Here is a 14,931-nt window from a genome sequence, read left to right on the forward strand (position 1 = left end):
TTGTCCTCCGCTGGTCCTTCGTTGCCCCTATATGGGAACGAAGGGGCGATCCGCAAAGGTCAGCCGCAGATCGCCGCCTTCGCCGCCGCGTATTCGCAGGCCAGCCGGTCGATGCGGGTGGCGGCGGGCACGATGTCGCGGACCGCGCCGATCCCCTGGCCCGACCCCCAGATCTGGCTCCAGGCCTTGGCCTTGGACGAGCCGCCGCCGAAGTTCATGGCCGATGCATCGGCGGTTTCCAGGTTGTCGGGATCCATCCCCGCCGCCCTGATCGAGGGGGCAAGATAGTTGCCCGACACGCCCGTGAACAGCGAAGAGGTGACGATGTCCATGGCTCCGCTTTCGGTGATCATCCGCTTGTAGTCGGCGGGCGCATTGGCCTCCTCGGTCGCGATGAAGGGGCTGCCGATATAGGCCAGATCGGCCCCCATCGCCTGCGCCGCCAGCACCGCGCGCCCCGTGGCGATGGCGCCCGACAGCAGCAGGGGGCCGTCGAACCAGTCGCGGATTTCCTGGACAAGGGCAAAGGGCGACTGCGGACCGGCATGGCCGCCCGCGCCTGCCGCCACCGCAATCAGCCCGTCCGCGCCCTTCTCGATGGCCTTCCTGGCAAAGACGTTGTTGATGACGTCATGCAGCGCGATGCCGCCGCAATCATGGGCGGCCTGGTTCACCTCGACCCGCGCGCCCAGGCTGGTGATCCAGATCGGCACCTTGTGGCGGTGGCAGATCTCGATGTCGCGTTCCAGGCGCGCGTTGGAACGATGCACGATCTGGTTCACCGCGAAGGGCGCGGCGGGCCGGTCGGGATTGGCCTGGTTGTGGCGGTCCAGCTCCTCGGCGATCCGGGTCAGCCAGGCGTCCAGCAAGGGGGCCTCGCCGTCGCTCTCGCGCGCGTTCAGCGCGGGAAAGCTGCCGACGATGCCCGCCTTGCATTGCGCGATCACCAGATCAGGCCCCGACACGATGAACATGGGCGAGGCGACGACGGGAATGCGCAGGTTGGACAGGATAGGCGGCAGCATGGGATCCTCCGGGTTTGCGCGACGATGGCCTGCGTGCCGGGATCGGGCAAGCCTGACGCGGCGGAAAAACCGGGTCCGCCAGTGAACCCGATCCAAGTCCGGGGGTTGAGATCATGATCTTCGTTGCAAAGGAGAATGCGTGCCGATGCAGCCGCTGGCCCTGTCCCTTCCCGTTCTGACCCCGGACACCGCCCTGTTCCTGGATTTCGACGGCTGCCTGGTGGACATCGCACCCCGCCCGGACGCGGTGGTGATCCCGCCGGGCCTGCCGGAACGGCTGGCGCGCCTGCACGATGCCCTGGACGGGGCCGTGGCGCTGATCTCGGGGCGGGATGTCGCGGATCTGCGCCGTCACCTGCCTGATTTTCCCGGTGCCATCGCGGGCAGCCACGGGGCGGAACTGGCGCTGTCGGGGCAGGTGATCGAGACCACGCATCAGGCCGATCTGGACCCGGACGCGCTGCACCGGGCGGCGGCCGATGCGGTGGCGGATCATCCCGCGATCCTGGTCGAACGCAAGCCGCATGGTGTGGCGCTGCATTACCGCGCCGACCCGTCCCTGCGCCCGGTGGTCGAGGAGGTGATGGCCCGGCTTGCCGATGCGAACCCGGACTTGGTCCTGCAACCCGCCAAGATGGCCATGGAATTGCGCCCGGCCGGCAGCGGCAAGGACGGTGCCCTGGACCGGCTGCTGGCGATGGCCCCCTTTGCAGGCCGCGTTCCCGTCTATGCGGGCGACGACCTGACGGACGAGGTGGCGATGGCCCGTGCCCAGGCCCTGGGCGGGCAGGGGATCAAGATCGGCGCGGGCGAAACCGTCGCCCGCCATCGCCTGCCCGATCCCGCCGCGCTTGCCCGCTGGCTGGACGACGCGCTGGAGGGGTTGCGCTGATGTCGCGTCTGGTCGTCATATCGAACCGTATTCCCTTGGGGGACAGTCCGTCCGGCGGGCTTGTCGTCGCCCTGGAAGACGCCTTGCGCACATCCGGCGGGCTGTGGGTCGGCTTCTCGGGCGAGACGGTGGAGGACCCTTGCGAAGAATTGGCCTTTCATGAAGGGGCGGCTTTCCAGCGCGCCTCGTTCGACCTGACGGTCCAGGATCACGACGACTATTACCTTGGCTATTCCAATTCCGTTCTTTGGCCGGTCTGTCATGGCCGGCCGGACCTGATGCGGATCCTGCCGGAATATCTGGAAGGCTATCGCCGGGTGAACGAACGCATCGCCCGGCTGCTGGTGCCGCATCTGCGGCCGGACGACCAGATCTGGGTGCAGGACTATCAATTGTTCCCCTTGGCCCAGGAACTGCGTAAGCTGGGGGTGCAGGGTCCGATCGGTCATTTCCTGCACATCCCCTTTCCCGGACCCGCCGACTGCGCCACCCTGCCCAATCCGGCCGAACTGTTCGAATGGCTGTCCCATTACGATCTGGTGGGCTTTCAAGCGCAGCGTGACCTGGATCGCTTCGCGACAAGCGCCCGCAGCCTGGCGGATGCCGAACAGCTGTCCGACACGGATTTCCTTATCGCCGGGCGCCCCCTTCGCGCGGGCGTCTTTCCCATCGGCATCGACGCGGCGGCCTTTGTCGCCGAGGCAGGCAGCGCCCGAGAGGAAGACCGGATGCGCAGCCTGACGGGCGCCCTGTCGATGATCGGCGTGGACCGGCTGGATTATTCCAAGGGCATCCCGCAGCGATTCCGGGCCTTCCAGTATCTGCTGGAAAACGACCCCTCGCTGACGGAAAAGGTGATGCTGCTGCAGATCGCCCCGCCCACGCGCGAATCCGTGGACGCCTATCAGCAGATCCGCGAGGAAACGGAACATCTGGCGGGCCGCATCAACGGCCAGTTCGCCACCGTCAACTGGACGCCCATCCGCTTCATCCACCGCCCGATCCCGCGGAACGAACTGGCGGGCCTTTACCGCCAGGCGCGGGTGGGCCTGGTCACGCCCCTGGCCGACGGGATGAACCTGGTCGCCAAGGAATATGTCGCGGCCCAGGATCCCGAAGATCCCGGCGTCCTGATCCTGTCGCGCTTTGCCGGCGCGGCCGAGGTGATGGAGGATGCCCTGATCATCAACCCCCACGATCCGGGGGAACTGGCCCAGGCGATGCAGCAGGCGATTGACATGCCCCTGGAGGAACGCCGCGCCCGCCATTCGGCCCTGCTGAAAAGGGTGATGGAACAGGATGTCGGCTGGTGGTCGGCGGCCTATCTGGACGCGCTGTCCCAGGTCCGAAGCTGATATTCAATCCGAGATCGGACTCTTGAGCTTTCGCCGGGCAGGATCAGCCGGTGCCGCGACCCTGATCCGCAGCCTTGCGCACCTTGGCGATGCGTGCGGCCATGGCCTGTGCCTTGCGCCGGTGATAGCGGCGCACGACCGGGATCGTCAGGTAATAGGACAGCACGGCGGCGATCCCGCCCAAGACCGCGCCGCCAACCGCATAAGGCAGGAAGATCTCTTGCCAGAACTCGGAAAGCCCGCTCCAGCTGGTCGGACCGGGGCCCACGGCGGACATGACGTTGTGCCAGGTTTCCGCCGTGGCATGGGCGAATTCGCGAAAGATCACCTGCGGCGACATGTCGCCTGGCAGGCCCAGCAGCGTCCGCCCCAACCCGACCGCGCCAAGCGCGATAAAGGGCGTGGTCAGCGGATTGCCCGCGAAGGTGCCGACAAAGGCCGCCAGCACGTTGCCCCGGATGGCCAGCGACAAAAGCGCGGCGACGATGAAGTGAAAGCCGTGCAGCGGGGTGAAGGACAGGAACACCCCCGCCGCCATGCCGCGCGCGATGCGATGCGGCTGATCCGGCAGGCGCCGCAACCGATACCACAAATAGGTGGTGGACCGGCGAAACCCGCCCGGCGGATAGACGAATTCGCTGGCCAGTTGCCCGTATGTGCGCGGCTTGCTGCGCTTGAACACGGTTTCGTTCCCTTATTTCTTAACGCGACATCCGTTCAGGGCTTCTTCGCGATGTCACGGATACGAGCAACCTGCGCGACATCGCTTTCGGCTTCAAGCGCGGTCAGAAGGTTGTGCAGATGTTCCTGGTCGCGCAATTCGACCTCGACCTCGATGCGGTAGAAGTCGGGCTTGCGGTCCAGGAATTCAAGGTTCGAGATATTGGCCCCCTGCGCGCCGATCAGGCTGCAGATGCGGCCCAGCACCCCGGCATCGTGGCGGATCGTCAGGTGCAGCACGGTCGAATAGACCGCCGGGTGCCTGCCCGCGCGCCATTGCACATCGACCCAGCGGTCAGGGCTGTCTTCGTATTCCGCAAGAACCGGGCAGTCGATGGCATGGATCACCACGCCCTTGCCGCGATAGGTGATGCCGACGATCCGTTCGCCGGGCAGCGGACGGCAGCAGGGCGCACGCTTGAAATCGGCATCGGCCTCGACCCCGGCGAAGGGGCGGGTGCCGTCGATCTCGTCCTGATGGGCGGCCAGGTCGGGATACAGGACCTGCAGCACCTCCTTGGCTGAATTCTCGGCGCTGCCGATGCGGGCCAGCAATTCGTCGCCGTCGGCCAGGCCCATCTGCTTGGCGGCGGTGCGCAGCGCCTTGTCGGTCACCTTGCGGCCGACATGTTCGAAGCTGACGCGCACCAGTTCCCGGCCCAGGCGGATGAAGCGGTCGCGGTCCTCCTCGCGCAGGGACCGGCGGATGGCGGACTTGGCGCGGCCGGTGGCGACGATGTCCAGCCAGGTCGATTGCGGGCGCTGCCCCGACGCGGCGATGATATCGACTGACTGGCCGTTCTTCAGCCGCGTCCACAGGGGCACGCGGATCCCGTCCACCTTGGCGCCGACGCAGGAATTGCCCAGCCGCGTATGGATCGCATAGGCGAAGTCGATGGGCGTCGCCCCCTTGGGAAGCTGGATCACGTCGCCCTTGGGCGTGAAGCAGAAGACCTGGTCCTGGTACATCTCCAGCTTGACGGCTTCCAGGAACTCGTTGTGGTCCTCGCCCTCCAGCCGGTCGGTCAGGGCGTCGATCCATTCGGCGGGATCGACCGCGAAGGGGTTCTTGGTGCGCACCCCGTCGCGATAGGCCCAATGCGCGGCAACCCCGGCCTCGGCCACCTCGTGCATCTGCCGGGTGCGGATCTGGACCTCGACCCGTTTGCCGTCGCGGCCCGATACGGTGGTATGGATGGACCGATAGCCGTTGGACTTGGGCTGGCTGATATAGTCCTTGAACCGCCCCGGCACGGCGCGCCACCGCTGGTGGATCACCCCAAGCGCGCGATAGCAGTCCATGTCGGACCGGGTGATGATGCGGAAGCCATAGATGTCGGACAGCCGGGAAAACGCCAACTGCTTTTCCTGCATCTTGCGCCAAACGGAAAAAGGCTTCTTGGCGCGGCCGAAGACATCGGCCTCGATCCCCTCTCGTTCCAGTTCGACGCGGATGTCGGCGGTGATCGCCCCGATGATGTCGCCGCTGTCCTTTTGCAGGCTGACGAAGCGGCGGATGATGGAATTGCGCGCCTCGGGGTTGATGACCTTGAAGGCAAGGTCTTCCAGTTCCTCGCGCATCCACTGCATCCCCATGCGCCCGGCCAGGGGCGCGAAGATGTCCATCGTCTCGCGGGCCTTCTTGACCTGCTTTTCGGGGCGCATGGACCGGATGGTGCGCATGTTGTGCAGCCGGTCGGCCAGCTTGACCAGGATCACGCGCAGGTCGCGCGACATGGCCATGAACAGCTTGCGGAAATTCTCGGCCTGTTTGGACTGCGCGGAGGACAGTTCCAGGTTGGTCAGCTTGGTGACGCCATCGACCAGATCGGCGATTTCGGGGCCGAAGGCGGCCGTCAGGTCTTCCTTGGTCGAGCGGGTATCCTCGACCGTGTCGTGCAGAAGGGCGGTGACGATGGTCGCATCGTCCAGCCGCATTTCCGTCAGGATGGCGGCGACGGCGATGGGATGGGTGAAGTAAGGCTCGCCCGAATGGCGGAACTGCCCTTCATGCATCCGCATCCCGTATTCATAGGCGTCGCGGATCAGGCGGGCATTGCTGCGCGGGTTATAGTTGCGGACAAGCGCGATAAGGTCTTCGACGTCGATCATTCTTGGCCGAAGACCCCTGTTCGTGTCGCCTTAACGCTGGTTCGCTTCCAGCATCATGCGCAGCATCCGTTCCTCGGATTCCTCGTCGGCGGGCTTGGGCCGATCCACCTCGACCCCCAGCAGCAGGGCCATGGCGTCTTCTTCCGGCTCATCGACCTCGATCTGGGTCTGGGTCGATTCGATCATCCGTTCGCGCAGGTCGTCCACGGGCTGCGTTTCCTCGGCGATCTCGCGCAGGGCGACAACGGGGTTCTTGTCGTTGTCGCGGTCCACCGTGGGCGGGCTGCCGGCGGTGATTTCACGCGCACGATGCGAGGCAAGCATCACCAGATCAAAGCGGTTCGGGACTTTGTCAACGCAGTCTTCAACCGTTACTCGGGCCATGTCTCACCTGTGCAGTTGCGAATCGGATATCCGGGCGGAAACCGAGGTTGTGAACGTCATGGCTGGAATTGTCAAGAACAGACAAGCCCGCCGCCCGGCGGCAGCGGTGTCATGCCCGACATGGCATCGGGTCCAAGCGCAGCCAGCATCCGCGACACGCTTAGTCCCGTCAAGGGGTGGCGCCAGCCGGGGGCGATTTCCGCCAGGGGCGCCAGGACGAAGCCGCGGTCCTGCATCCGGGGATGGGGCAGGATCAACCTGTCGGGGGCCAAGGTCTGCTGGTCGGCTGCGCCAAGCCCCATCCAGTGCCGCACCGTTTCGGGATCCGGCAGGATCAGGCCGTCAAGCGCGATCAGATCCAGGTCCAGCACCCGCGCCGACCAGCGGCCGGTGCTGCGGTCGCGGCCGAACCGGGCCTCGATCCCGTGCAGGCGGTCCAGAAGGCTGGCCGCGTCCAATCCCGTGCGGATGGCGGCAACGGCATTGGCGTAATCTGGGCCGGATCCCGCCGGGACGGCGGGGGTCCGCCAGATGCGGCTGATGGCCGCTATTGAAATGTTCGGTTCAGCATGCAGAATGTTCAGGGCTTCGCGGAGAGATCGTGCGGGATCGCCTGCGGCGGACGGCAGGTTCGCGCCCAGGGAAACGATACCGAAAGACAAGTTTTCCATGAGGCCCCTTTGTTCTATGAAGTCCTGTGTTTAACACGCGTGTGCAAGGTTGCGCGCCCGTCGGACCGCGCAGTCCCATTGAAGGCAAGTACTATGTTTTACAAGGACGATCGCCTGGCGATCTTCATCGACGGAGCCAACCTTTACGCTTCGGCGAAGGCTCTGGGCTTCGACATCGACTACAAGCTGCTGCGGCAGGAATTCGACCGGCGCGGCAAGCTGATGCGCGCCTATTACTATACCGCCCTGATGGAGGGCGAGGATTATTCCCCCATCCGCCCGCTGGTGGATTGGCTACACTACAACGGCTATTGCGTGGTCACGAAGCCCGCCAAGGAATATACCGATACGCTGGGCCGCCGGAAGGTCAAGGGCAACATGGACATCGAACTGACCATCGACGCCATGCAGCTTGCCCCCCGGCTGGACCATGCCGTGCTGTTTTCGGGTGATGGCGACTTCAAGCCCCTGATCGAGGCCTTGCAGCGCCAGGGGGTCCGCGTCTCGGTGGTATCCACCATCCGCAGCCAGCCGCCGATGATCGCCGACGACCTGCGCCGGCAGGCCGACAACTTCATCGAACTGGACGCCCTGCGTGACATCGTGGGCCGTCCGCCGCGCGAACAGCAGGCGTCGTCGGAAGGCTAAGGCATGTCCCGGCCCCGCATGGGGCCGGGCAACGGGATCAGACCAGCCGCCCTTCTTCCATCGCGGCCCGTACGAAGCCCGCAAACAGCGGCGCAGGCTCGAAGGGCTTCGACTTCAGTTCCGGGTGGGACTGCACGCCGATGAACCAAGGGTGGTCGGGATATTCGATCACCTCGGGCAGCTTGCCGTCGGGGGACATGCCCGAAAAGCACAGGCCCGCCTGTTCAAGCGCTTCGCGATAGGTGGCGTCCACCTCGTAGCGGTGGCGGTGGCGATCCTCGATCTCCGTGGCGCCGCCATAGACTTCGCTGATCTTCGAATTGGGCGTCAGGATGGCGGTATAGGCGCCCAGCCGCATGGTGCCGCCCTTGTCGTCGGTCACCTTGCGCTGCACGGTGTAATTGCCCTGCACCCATTCCTTGAGATGATAGACGACGGGGGTAAAGCGCGTCTTGCCCGCCTCGTGGTCGAATTCCTCGGACCCGGCGTCGGGCATCCCGGCCAGGTTGCGCGCGGCCTCGATCACGGCCATCTGCATTCCCAGGCAGATGCCCAGATAGGGCACCTTCTTTTCCCGCGCGTATCTGGCAGCGGCCAGCATCCCCTCGGTCCCGCGTTCGCCGAAGCCGCCGGGCACGATGATGCCGTGGTATCCGTCCAGAAGATGCGCGCCTTCGCCTTCCAGCTTCTCGCTGTCCACCCAGTCGGCCTTGACGCGAACCCGGTTGGCCATGCCGCCATGGGTCAGCGCCTCGGCGATGGATTTATAGGCATCCTCAAGCTGGGTGTATTTCCCGACCACGGCGATGTTCACCTGGCCCTCGGCATTCTCCAGCCGGTCCATGACGTCTTCCCACTTGGACAGGTCGGGACGCGGGGCGGGGCTGATGGCGAAGGCGTCCAGGACGGCGCGATCCAGGCCCGCGCGGTGATAGGCCAGCGGCGCCTCGTAGATGGTCTTCAGGTCATAGGCGGGGATCACGGCGTCGGGGCGGACATTGCAGAACAGCGCGATCTTGGCGCGTTCCTTTTCCGGGATCGGGTGTTCGGACCGGCAGACCAGCACGTCGGGGGCAAGGCCGATGGATTGCAGTTCCTTGACGCTGTGCTGGGTGGGCTTGGTCTTCAACTCGCCGCTGGCCGCCAGATAGGGCAGCAGCGTCAGGTGCATCAGGATGCACTGGCCGCGCGGGCGTTCGTGGATGAACTGGCGGATCGCCTCGAAGAAGGGCAGGCCCTCGATGTCGCCGACCGTGCCGCCGATTTCGCAGAGCATGAAATCGACCTCGTCATCGCCGACGGACAGGAAGTCCTTGATCTCGTTCGTGACGTGGGGGATCACCTGGATGGTCTTGCCCAGGTATTCGCCGCGACGTTCCCGTTCCAGCACGTTGGAATAGATGCGTCCCGAAGACACGCTGTCGGTGCGGCGCGCGCTGACGCCGGTGAAGCGTTCGTAATGGCCCAGGTCCAGGTCGGTTTCCGCGCCGTCGTCGGTCACGAAGACCTCGCCATGTTCAAAGGGCGACATGGTGCCGGGATCGACGTTCAGATAGGGGTCCAGCTTGCGCAGTCGCACCGTGAAGCCCCGTGCCTGCAGCAGCGCGCCCAATGCCGCCGATGCCAGGCCCTTGCCGAGCGAGGACACGACGCCGCCGGTGATGAAGATGTAACGCGCCATGAAGGCCCCCGTGATTCCTGAAAGCGTGATTTCGCAAGTTCAAAATGGTTGCGGGTCCTGCGACCTGCATCACGGGACCCGAGATATAGCCGATTCGCCCCGTGGTCGCAAGGAACCGCAAGTTGATGTGGGGGCGGGATCAGCCGCCCCTAGTTGTGGTGTGACTTAGTTCGCCGGGGCTTGGGCCGGGGCGACGGGCGCCGGGGCCTCGGGCTGGGCCGGGGTGGCGGCCTGCGGTTCTGCGGGCTGGGTCGCTGCGGGTTCGGCGGGTGCCGGGGTCGCAGGCTCGGCCGCAGGCGGGGCCACGGGTTCGACCGCGGGTGCCGCAGCCTCGGGCGCGGCGGTGTCAGCCGCAGGCGCATCGGGCGCGGGCGGGGTCAGGGGATCGCCGCCGGTCGTGGAGGAGGGCGGCGGAACATAGGCCGGGGCCGCCGGCAGCGTGGATTCCTGGCGGCTGGCCGGAACGCCCAACTGGTCCATGATCGAGCTGTTGGACACCTGCCGCGCGGCGATGATGGTCAGCGCGATCGAGGTCACGAACAGCGCGATGCCGAAGAACCAGGTCAGCCGGGTCAGGGCGTTCGCGGCCTGCCGGCCGGTCATCACGCCGCCGCCACCGCCGCCCATGCCAAGCCCGCCACCCTCGGACCGTTGCAGCAGCACCACGCCGGTGAGCAGCACGGCAAGGATCAGATGGATGGTCAGGACGACGTTTTCCACGGCTTTCGGCCTTTCGCTTTCGGACGCGCCTATCTAGTCATCCGGGCAGATGTTGGCAAGCAGAGTAAACCCATGCCCGCGCTGATGATCCAGGGCACCGGATCGAATGTCGGAAAGTCGCTGCTGGTGGCGGGCCTGTGCCGCGCCGCGCGCAACCGGGGCCTGTCGGTCGCGCCCTTCAAGCCGCAGAACATGTCGAACAACGCAGCCGTGACAGCGGATGGCGGGGAAATCGGCCGGGCGCAGGCGCTCCAGGCCCGCGCCTGCGGGCTGGAACCGCTGGCCGACATGAACCCGGTGCTGCTGAAGCCCGAAACGGATACCGGCGCGCAGGTGATCCTGCAGGGCCGCGCCATCGCGCGCGCCGAGGCGCGAGATTATGCGACGCTGCGTCCCCGGTTGCTGGCGGGCGTGCTGGACAGCTTCGCCCGCCTCTCCGCCGCCCATGACCTTGTGATCGTCGAAGGCGCAGGCAGCCCGGCCGAGGTGAACCTGCGCCCCCGCGACATCGCCAACATGGGCTTCGCGCGGGCAGCACGGGTGCCCGTGGTGCTGGCGGGCGATATCGATCGGGGCGGGGTGATCGCGCAGATCGTGGGCACGCAGGCGGTGATCGACCCAGCCGACGCCGCGACGATCCGGGGCTTTCTGGTCAACAAGTTCCGGGGCGACCTGCGCCTGTTCGACGACGGCTACCGGATGATTGAGGGGGCGACCGGCTGGCGGGGCTTCGGCGTTTTGCCCTGGTTCGCGGACGCGCACCGCCTGCCGTCCGAGGATGCGGTGGATCTGCGAGCCTCGGCCGGGCAGGGGCTGCATGTGGTCTGCCTGTGCCTGTCGCGGATCGCCAATTTCGACGACCTGGACCCGCTGGCGGCGGAACCCGGGGTGCGCCTGACCATGCTGGGTCCGGGCCGGGCGATTCCCGGCGATGCCGACGTGGTGGTGATCCCCGGCACGAAATCGACGCTGGGGGATCTCGCCTTCCTGCGCGCGCAGGGCTGGGACATCGACCTTGCCGCTCATGTGCGGCGGGGCGGGCATGTGCTGGGTCTCTGCGGCGGCTTCCAGATGCTGGGGCGGGTGGTCCGCGATCCCTTGGGCAGTGATGGCGTCGCAGGAGAGGTCGCGGGCCTTGGGCTTCTGGACGTCGAAACGGTCATGGCGCCCGACAAGCGGCTGGAACGCGTGACCGGGACCGCGCTGGGACAGACCGTCACCGGATACGAGATCCACATGGGCCGCACCACCGGCCCCGATTGCGCGCGGCCCTTGGCCCATGTTCCCGGCCCCGACGGTGCTGTCAGCCGCGACGGGCGGATCATGGGCACCTATCTGCACGGGCTGTTTTCCGACGACGGCTTCCGGGCCGCCTGGCTGGCGCGGCTGGGCGCGGCATCGCAGCCGGGATATGAGGCAGGGGTCGATCAGGCGCTGGACGATCTGGCCGACCACCTCGAGGCGCATCTGGACGTGGGCGGGCTGCTGGCGGTTGCCGGTTTGTGACGGGCTTGACGCTGGACGAAGCGGCCCCGGCGCGCTACCTCGGGGGGATGGAACACGCAAAGCCCCCCCTGATGCTGTATCTTGCCGCCCCGCGCGGTTTTTGCGCGGGCGTGGACCGCGCGATCAAGATCGTGGAACTGGCGCTGCAGAAATGGGGCGCCCCCGTCTATGTCCGGCACGAGATCGTTCACAACAAGTTCGTAGTGGACGGGTTGCGCGACCAGGGCGCGGTCTTTGTCGAGGAACTGGACGACGTGCCCGACGACCGCCCGGTGATCTTTTCCGCCCATGGCGTGCCCAAGGCGGTGCCCGCCGAGGCGCGGCGGCGCAACATGATCCATGTGGACGCGACCTGCCCGCTGGTGACCAAGGTCCATAACGAGGCCGCGCGCCATCACGCCGAGGGCCTGCAGATGGTGATGATCGGCCATGCCGGCCATCCCGAGGTCCTGGGCACCATGGGCCAGTTGCCCGAGGGCGAAGTGATCCTGGTCGAGACGGTCGAGGATGTGGCGCGGATCACGCCCCGCGATCCCGAACGGCTGGCCTTCATCACCCAGACCACCCTGTCGGTCGATGACACGGCGGAAATCGTGGCGGCCTTGCAGGCGCGGTTTCCGGCCATTGCCGGTCCGGCAAAGGAAGACATCTGCTATGCCACCACCAACCGGCAGGCGGCGGTCAAGGCGGTCGCGCCCAAGATCGACGCGCTGCTGGTGATCGGGGCGCCGAATTCGTCCAATTCCAAGCGCCTCGTCGAGGTCGGTCGGGCGGCGGGCTGCGCCTATTCGCAGCTTGTGATGCGCGCCGACCAGATCGACTGGCGCGCCATCGACGGGGCGACCGCCGTGGGCGTCACCGCAGGAGCAAGCGCGCCCGAGGTCTTGGTGAACGAGGTGATCGACGCTTTCCGCGCGCGCTATGACGTGACGGTCGAGATCGTCGAGACGGCGCAGGAGAATGTGGAATTCAAGGTGCCGAAGGTCTTGCGGGAAACCGCCTGAGGCACGCATGCGCCGGGGGCGCTTCGCCCCCCGGACCCCCCGAGGATATTTGGACACAAGAGATGCCAGGGATGCGGCTTTATTCCATGCCTTCGTCGGGCAACAGCTACAAGGTGCGGCTGCTGCTGGCGCTGTTGGGGCGGACGGTCGAAACGGTTGACGTCGAATACATGACCGAGGCGCTGGAGGGGGCCAAGGCCTTGGGGCGGCTGCCCTTCGGCAAGGCACCGGTGCTGGAACTGGATGACGGGCGGCTGCTGCCCGAATCGAATGCGATCCTGTGCTGGCTGGGCGAGGGGACGGGCTTCGTGCCCGCCGATCCCTTTGCGCGGGCCGAGATGCTGTCCTGGATGTTCTGGGAACAGAACCAGCACGAAGGGGTGATCGCCGTGCGCGCCGCCTTGCGGACCTATCCCCATCGCCGCGCCCAGGCCACGCCCGAGCGGATGGAGGCGCTGCTGGACAGCGGCCACGCGCTGCTGCAGGTGATGGAGGACCGGCTGGCGGGGCGCGACTGGCTGGTGGGCGATGCGGCCAGCCTGGCCGATATTTGCCTTTACGCCTATACCCATACAGCGGGCGAACGGGGCGGCTTCGACATGGCGCGCTTTCCTGCCGTCAATGCATGGCTGGCCCGCGTGGCGGCCCTTCCGGGATATGTGGGGTTGGATGGCTGAGCTTTTCGCCTGGACCGACGGCGCCTGCAGCGGCAATCCCGGCCCCGGCGGCTGGGGCGTTCTGATGCGCGCCATGGATGGCGGCAGGATCGTCAAGGAACGCGAGCTTGCCGGAGGCGAGGCGCTGACCACCAACAACCGGATGGAACTGATGGCCGCGATTTCCGCGCTCGAGGTGCTGGCGCGGCCAAGCACGATCACCATCACCACCGACAGCGCCTATGTGAAGAACGGCGTGACCCAGTGGATCCACGGCTGGAAGCGGAACGGCTGGAAGACCGCCGACCGCAAGCCCGTCAAGAACGCCGAATTGTGGCAGCGCCTGGACGAGGCGCAGCGCCGCCACACCGTCACCTGGGCCTGGATCAAGGGCCATGCCGGCCATCCCGAAAACGAGCGCGCCGACGAACTGGCGCGGGGCGGCATGGCGCCCTTCAAGCCCGCCAAGGCCGCCGGGTGACGCAGGGCGTCCTGATCCCGCTGCTGGATTACGCGGCGGTTCTGGTCTTTGCCCTGACCGGCGCCCTGGTCGCCAGCCGGGCGCAGCTGGATCTGGTGGGCTTCATCTTCTTCGCCACCCTGACCGGGATCGGCGGCGGCACGGTGCGCGACCTGGTCCTGAACCGCGACACGGTCTTCTGGGTGGGCCAACCGGAACTGATCCTGCTGACCTCGGGCGCGGCGGTGCTGGTCTTCTTCACCGCGCATCTGTTCGAAAGCCGCTATCGCCTGATCGTCTGGCTGGATGCCTTTGCCTTGGCCGTGGCCGTCCCGGCAGGCGCGGGGGCTGCCCTTGCAATGGGCGTCAGCCCGGTCGTCGTGGTGGCGATGGGCGTCGTCACCGGCACCTTCGGCGGGCTGATCCGCGACGTGGTGGGCAACGAACTGCCCATGGTCCTGAGGCAGGGAGAGCTTTATGTCACCGCGGCCTTTGGCGGCGCGGTCGTCGCCGTGGCGCTGATCGGCGTGGGGATGCCCCGGCCGATGGCGCTGATCTTCTGCGGGCTTGTGGTCATGGCCCTGCGCGCGGGCAGCCTGTTGCTGGGGTGGAGCCTGCCGACCTATCGCGCCCGTCCGCCCAGGACCGACAGGAACAACAGCTAGCGCAGGACGGGCGGGCCCATCCGGCGTTCGCGCAGGTCCTCGACCCCCATGCGCAGTCCGGCGCCGATCCGATGCGCCAGGGCCGACCAGGCCCGCGCCGGACCGGGCGGCAGGCTGCGGCGCAGGGTTTCGTCGAACAGCGCCAGCCAGATCGGGAAGTGATCGGCCCGCACGTCGCCCGCCTGCATGTGGACGCGCATCGGATTGCCGTCATAGCTGCGTTCGTAAAGGATCGCGTTGCGCCAGAAGGCGGCGATCCTGGCCTCGTGCGCGGGCCAGTCGGTCACATGGCGGGCAAAGACCGGGCCCAGGACCTCGTGCCGGCGGACGGCGCGGTAGAAGACGGCGACGACGCGGTCGATCTGGGCGGGGGTGACGTCGAAGCGGGGCGGGATCATGGCGGCGGGTCCGTTGGTCAGGCCCTTCATGTGG

16 protein-coding genes are annotated in these 14,931 nt (G+C 66.8%); 8 read left to right on the forward strand and 8 right to left on the reverse strand.

Going from position 1 to position 14,931, the window contains the following annotated elements; genetic code table 11:
• Positions 1-59: 59 nt before the first annotated feature.
• Positions 60-1,025: an NAD(P)H-dependent flavin oxidoreductase gene (locus tag IEX25_RS01065; protein WP_188713668.1), complete on the reverse strand. Its 966-nt coding sequence runs from the start codon at positions 1,023-1,025 to the stop codon at positions 60-62.
• A gap of 145 nt (positions 1,026-1,170) precedes the next feature.
• Between IEX25_RS01065 and otsB the strand changes: the two genes are divergently transcribed.
• Positions 1,171-1,917: a trehalose-phosphatase gene (gene otsB, locus IEX25_RS01070; RefSeq protein ID WP_229665005.1), complete on the forward strand. Its 747-nt coding sequence runs from the start codon at positions 1,171-1,173 to the stop codon at positions 1,915-1,917.
• On the forward strand, positions 1,917-3,272 hold the full coding sequence (locus tag IEX25_RS01075) for an alpha,alpha-trehalose-phosphate synthase (UDP-forming) (protein WP_188713670.1): 1,356 nt from the start codon (positions 1,917-1,919) through the stop codon (positions 3,270-3,272). The genes otsB and IEX25_RS01075 overlap by 1 nt, the downstream gene beginning before the upstream one ends.
• A gap of 43 nt (positions 3,273-3,315) precedes the next feature.
• On the opposite strand, the gene IEX25_RS01080 is transcribed toward IEX25_RS01075, so the two are convergent.
• The 4 genes from IEX25_RS01080 to folK all read right to left on the reverse strand — a co-directional run bounded on the left by IEX25_RS01080 (position 3,316) and on the right by folK (position 7,159).
• On the reverse strand, positions 3,316-3,954 hold the full coding sequence (locus IEX25_RS01080; RefSeq protein WP_188713671.1) for a DUF2062 domain-containing protein: 639 nt from the start codon (positions 3,952-3,954) through the stop codon (positions 3,316-3,318).
• 35 nt (positions 3,955-3,989) lie between these two features.
• Positions 3,990-6,104 carry a RelA/SpoT family protein gene (locus IEX25_RS01085; protein WP_103171881.1) on the reverse strand — a complete coding sequence of 705 codons (2,115 nt, stop codon included), beginning with the start codon at positions 6,102-6,104 and terminating at the stop codon, positions 3,990-3,992.
• A gap of 30 nt (positions 6,105-6,134) precedes the next feature.
• On the reverse strand, positions 6,135-6,488 hold the full coding sequence (gene rpoZ, locus IEX25_RS01090; protein WP_188713672.1) for a DNA-directed RNA polymerase subunit omega: 354 nt from the start codon (positions 6,486-6,488) through the stop codon (positions 6,135-6,137).
• Between the two features lie 71 nt (positions 6,489-6,559).
• Positions 6,560-7,159 (reverse strand): 2-amino-4-hydroxy-6-hydroxymethyldihydropteridine diphosphokinase, encoded by a 600-nt coding sequence (gene folK / locus IEX25_RS01095; RefSeq protein WP_188713673.1) that lies wholly within the window; start codon positions 7,157-7,159, stop codon positions 6,560-6,562.
• Between the two features lie 93 nt (positions 7,160-7,252).
• On the opposite strand from folK, the gene IEX25_RS01100 reads away from it, so the two are divergent.
• Positions 7,253-7,807 (forward strand): LabA-like NYN domain-containing protein, encoded by a 555-nt coding sequence (locus tag IEX25_RS01100; RefSeq protein WP_188713674.1) that lies wholly within the window; start codon positions 7,253-7,255, stop codon positions 7,805-7,807.
• 37 nt (positions 7,808-7,844) lie between these two features.
• Here IEX25_RS01100 and pyrG read toward each other — a convergent pair whose 3' ends face one another.
• Together pyrG and secG are read right to left on the reverse strand one after the other, a co-directional pair.
• Positions 7,845-9,488, reverse strand: coding sequence for a CTP synthase (gene pyrG / locus IEX25_RS01105; RefSeq protein ID WP_103171877.1), 1,644 nt, complete (start codon positions 9,486-9,488; stop codon positions 7,845-7,847).
• Between the two features lie 165 nt (positions 9,489-9,653).
• Positions 9,654-10,208: a preprotein translocase subunit SecG gene (secG, locus tag IEX25_RS01110; RefSeq protein WP_188713675.1), complete on the reverse strand. Its 555-nt coding sequence runs from the start codon at positions 10,206-10,208 to the stop codon at positions 9,654-9,656.
• 72 nt (positions 10,209-10,280) lie between these two features.
• On the opposite strand from secG, the gene IEX25_RS01115 reads away from it, so the two are divergent.
• The 5 genes from IEX25_RS01115 (at position 10,281) to IEX25_RS01135 (ending at position 14,499) form a co-directional block, all read left to right on the forward strand.
• The gene (locus IEX25_RS01115) at positions 10,281-11,714 is read left to right on the forward strand and encodes a cobyric acid synthase (protein WP_188713676.1); all 1,434 of its coding nucleotides are present in this window, start codon (positions 10,281-10,283) and stop codon (positions 11,712-11,714) included.
• A 47-nt stretch (positions 11,715-11,761) separates the two neighbouring features.
• Complete coding sequence (ispH, locus tag IEX25_RS01120) at positions 11,762-12,718, forward strand: 4-hydroxy-3-methylbut-2-enyl diphosphate reductase (RefSeq protein WP_188713677.1); 957 nt, start codon at positions 11,762-11,764, stop codon at positions 12,716-12,718.
• Between the two features lie 62 nt (positions 12,719-12,780).
• The gene (locus IEX25_RS01125; protein ID WP_229664984.1) at positions 12,781-13,395 is read left to right on the forward strand and encodes a glutathione S-transferase family protein; all 615 of its coding nucleotides are present in this window, start codon (positions 12,781-12,783) and stop codon (positions 13,393-13,395) included.
• Positions 13,388-13,855, forward strand: coding sequence for a ribonuclease HI (gene rnhA, locus IEX25_RS01130; protein WP_188713678.1), 468 nt, complete (start codon positions 13,388-13,390; stop codon positions 13,853-13,855). The genes IEX25_RS01125 and rnhA overlap by 8 nt, the downstream gene beginning before the upstream one ends.
• On the forward strand, positions 13,852-14,499 hold the full coding sequence (locus IEX25_RS01135) for a trimeric intracellular cation channel family protein (protein ID WP_188713679.1): 648 nt from the start codon (positions 13,852-13,854) through the stop codon (positions 14,497-14,499). Before rnhA ends, IEX25_RS01135 begins: the two co-directional genes overlap by 4 nt.
• On the opposite strand, the gene IEX25_RS01140 is transcribed toward IEX25_RS01135, so the two are convergent.
• Positions 14,496-14,927: a group III truncated hemoglobin gene (locus tag IEX25_RS01140; RefSeq protein WP_229664985.1), complete on the reverse strand. Its 432-nt coding sequence runs from the start codon at positions 14,925-14,927 to the stop codon at positions 14,496-14,498. The two genes, IEX25_RS01135 and IEX25_RS01140, sit on opposite strands and share 4 nt — an antisense overlap.
• Between the last annotated feature and the right edge of the window lie 4 nt (positions 14,928-14,931).

The sequence above is a fragment of the Paracoccus acridae genome (assembly GCF_014642735.1).
GTDB lineage: Bacteria > Pseudomonadota > Alphaproteobacteria > Rhodobacterales > Rhodobacteraceae > Paracoccus > Paracoccus acridae.

Coding starts and splice junctions, on each gene's coding strand:
- IEX25_RS01125 (WP_229664984.1), top strand. CDS start 12,781: ATGCCAGGGATGCGGCTTTATTCCATGCCTTCGTCGGGCAACAGCTAC.
- folK (WP_188713673.1), bottom strand. CDS start 7,159: ATGGAAAACTTGTCTTTCGGTATCGTTTCCCTGGGCGCGAACCTGCCG.
- IEX25_RS01115 (WP_188713676.1), top strand. CDS start 10,281: ATGCCCGCGCTGATGATCCAGGGCACCGGATCGAATGTCGGAAAGTCG.
- IEX25_RS01065 (WP_188713668.1), bottom strand. CDS start 1,025: ATGCTGCCGCCTATCCTGTCCAACCTGCGCATTCCCGTCGTCGCCTCG.
- IEX25_RS01100 (WP_188713674.1), top strand. CDS start 7,253: ATGTTTTACAAGGACGATCGCCTGGCGATCTTCATCGACGGAGCCAAC.
- IEX25_RS01075 (WP_188713670.1), top strand. CDS start 1,917: ATGTCGCGTCTGGTCGTCATATCGAACCGTATTCCCTTGGGGGACAGT.
- rpoZ (WP_188713672.1), bottom strand. CDS start 6,488: ATGGCCCGAGTAACGGTTGAAGACTGCGTTGACAAAGTCCCGAACCGC.
- IEX25_RS01085 (WP_103171881.1), bottom strand. CDS start 6,104: ATGATCGACGTCGAAGACCTTATCGCGCTTGTCCGCAACTATAACCCG.
- ispH (WP_188713677.1), top strand. CDS start 11,762: ATGGAACACGCAAAGCCCCCCCTGATGCTGTATCTTGCCGCCCCGCGC.
- IEX25_RS01140 (WP_229664985.1), bottom strand. CDS start 14,927: ATGAAGGGCCTGACCAACGGACCCGCCGCCATGATCCCGCCCCGCTTC.
- rnhA (WP_188713678.1), top strand. CDS start 13,388: ATGGCTGAGCTTTTCGCCTGGACCGACGGCGCCTGCAGCGGCAATCCC.
- pyrG (WP_103171877.1), bottom strand. CDS start 9,488: ATGGCGCGTTACATCTTCATCACCGGCGGCGTCGTGTCCTCGCTCGGC.
- otsB (WP_229665005.1), top strand. CDS start 1,171: ATGCAGCCGCTGGCCCTGTCCCTTCCCGTTCTGACCCCGGACACCGCC.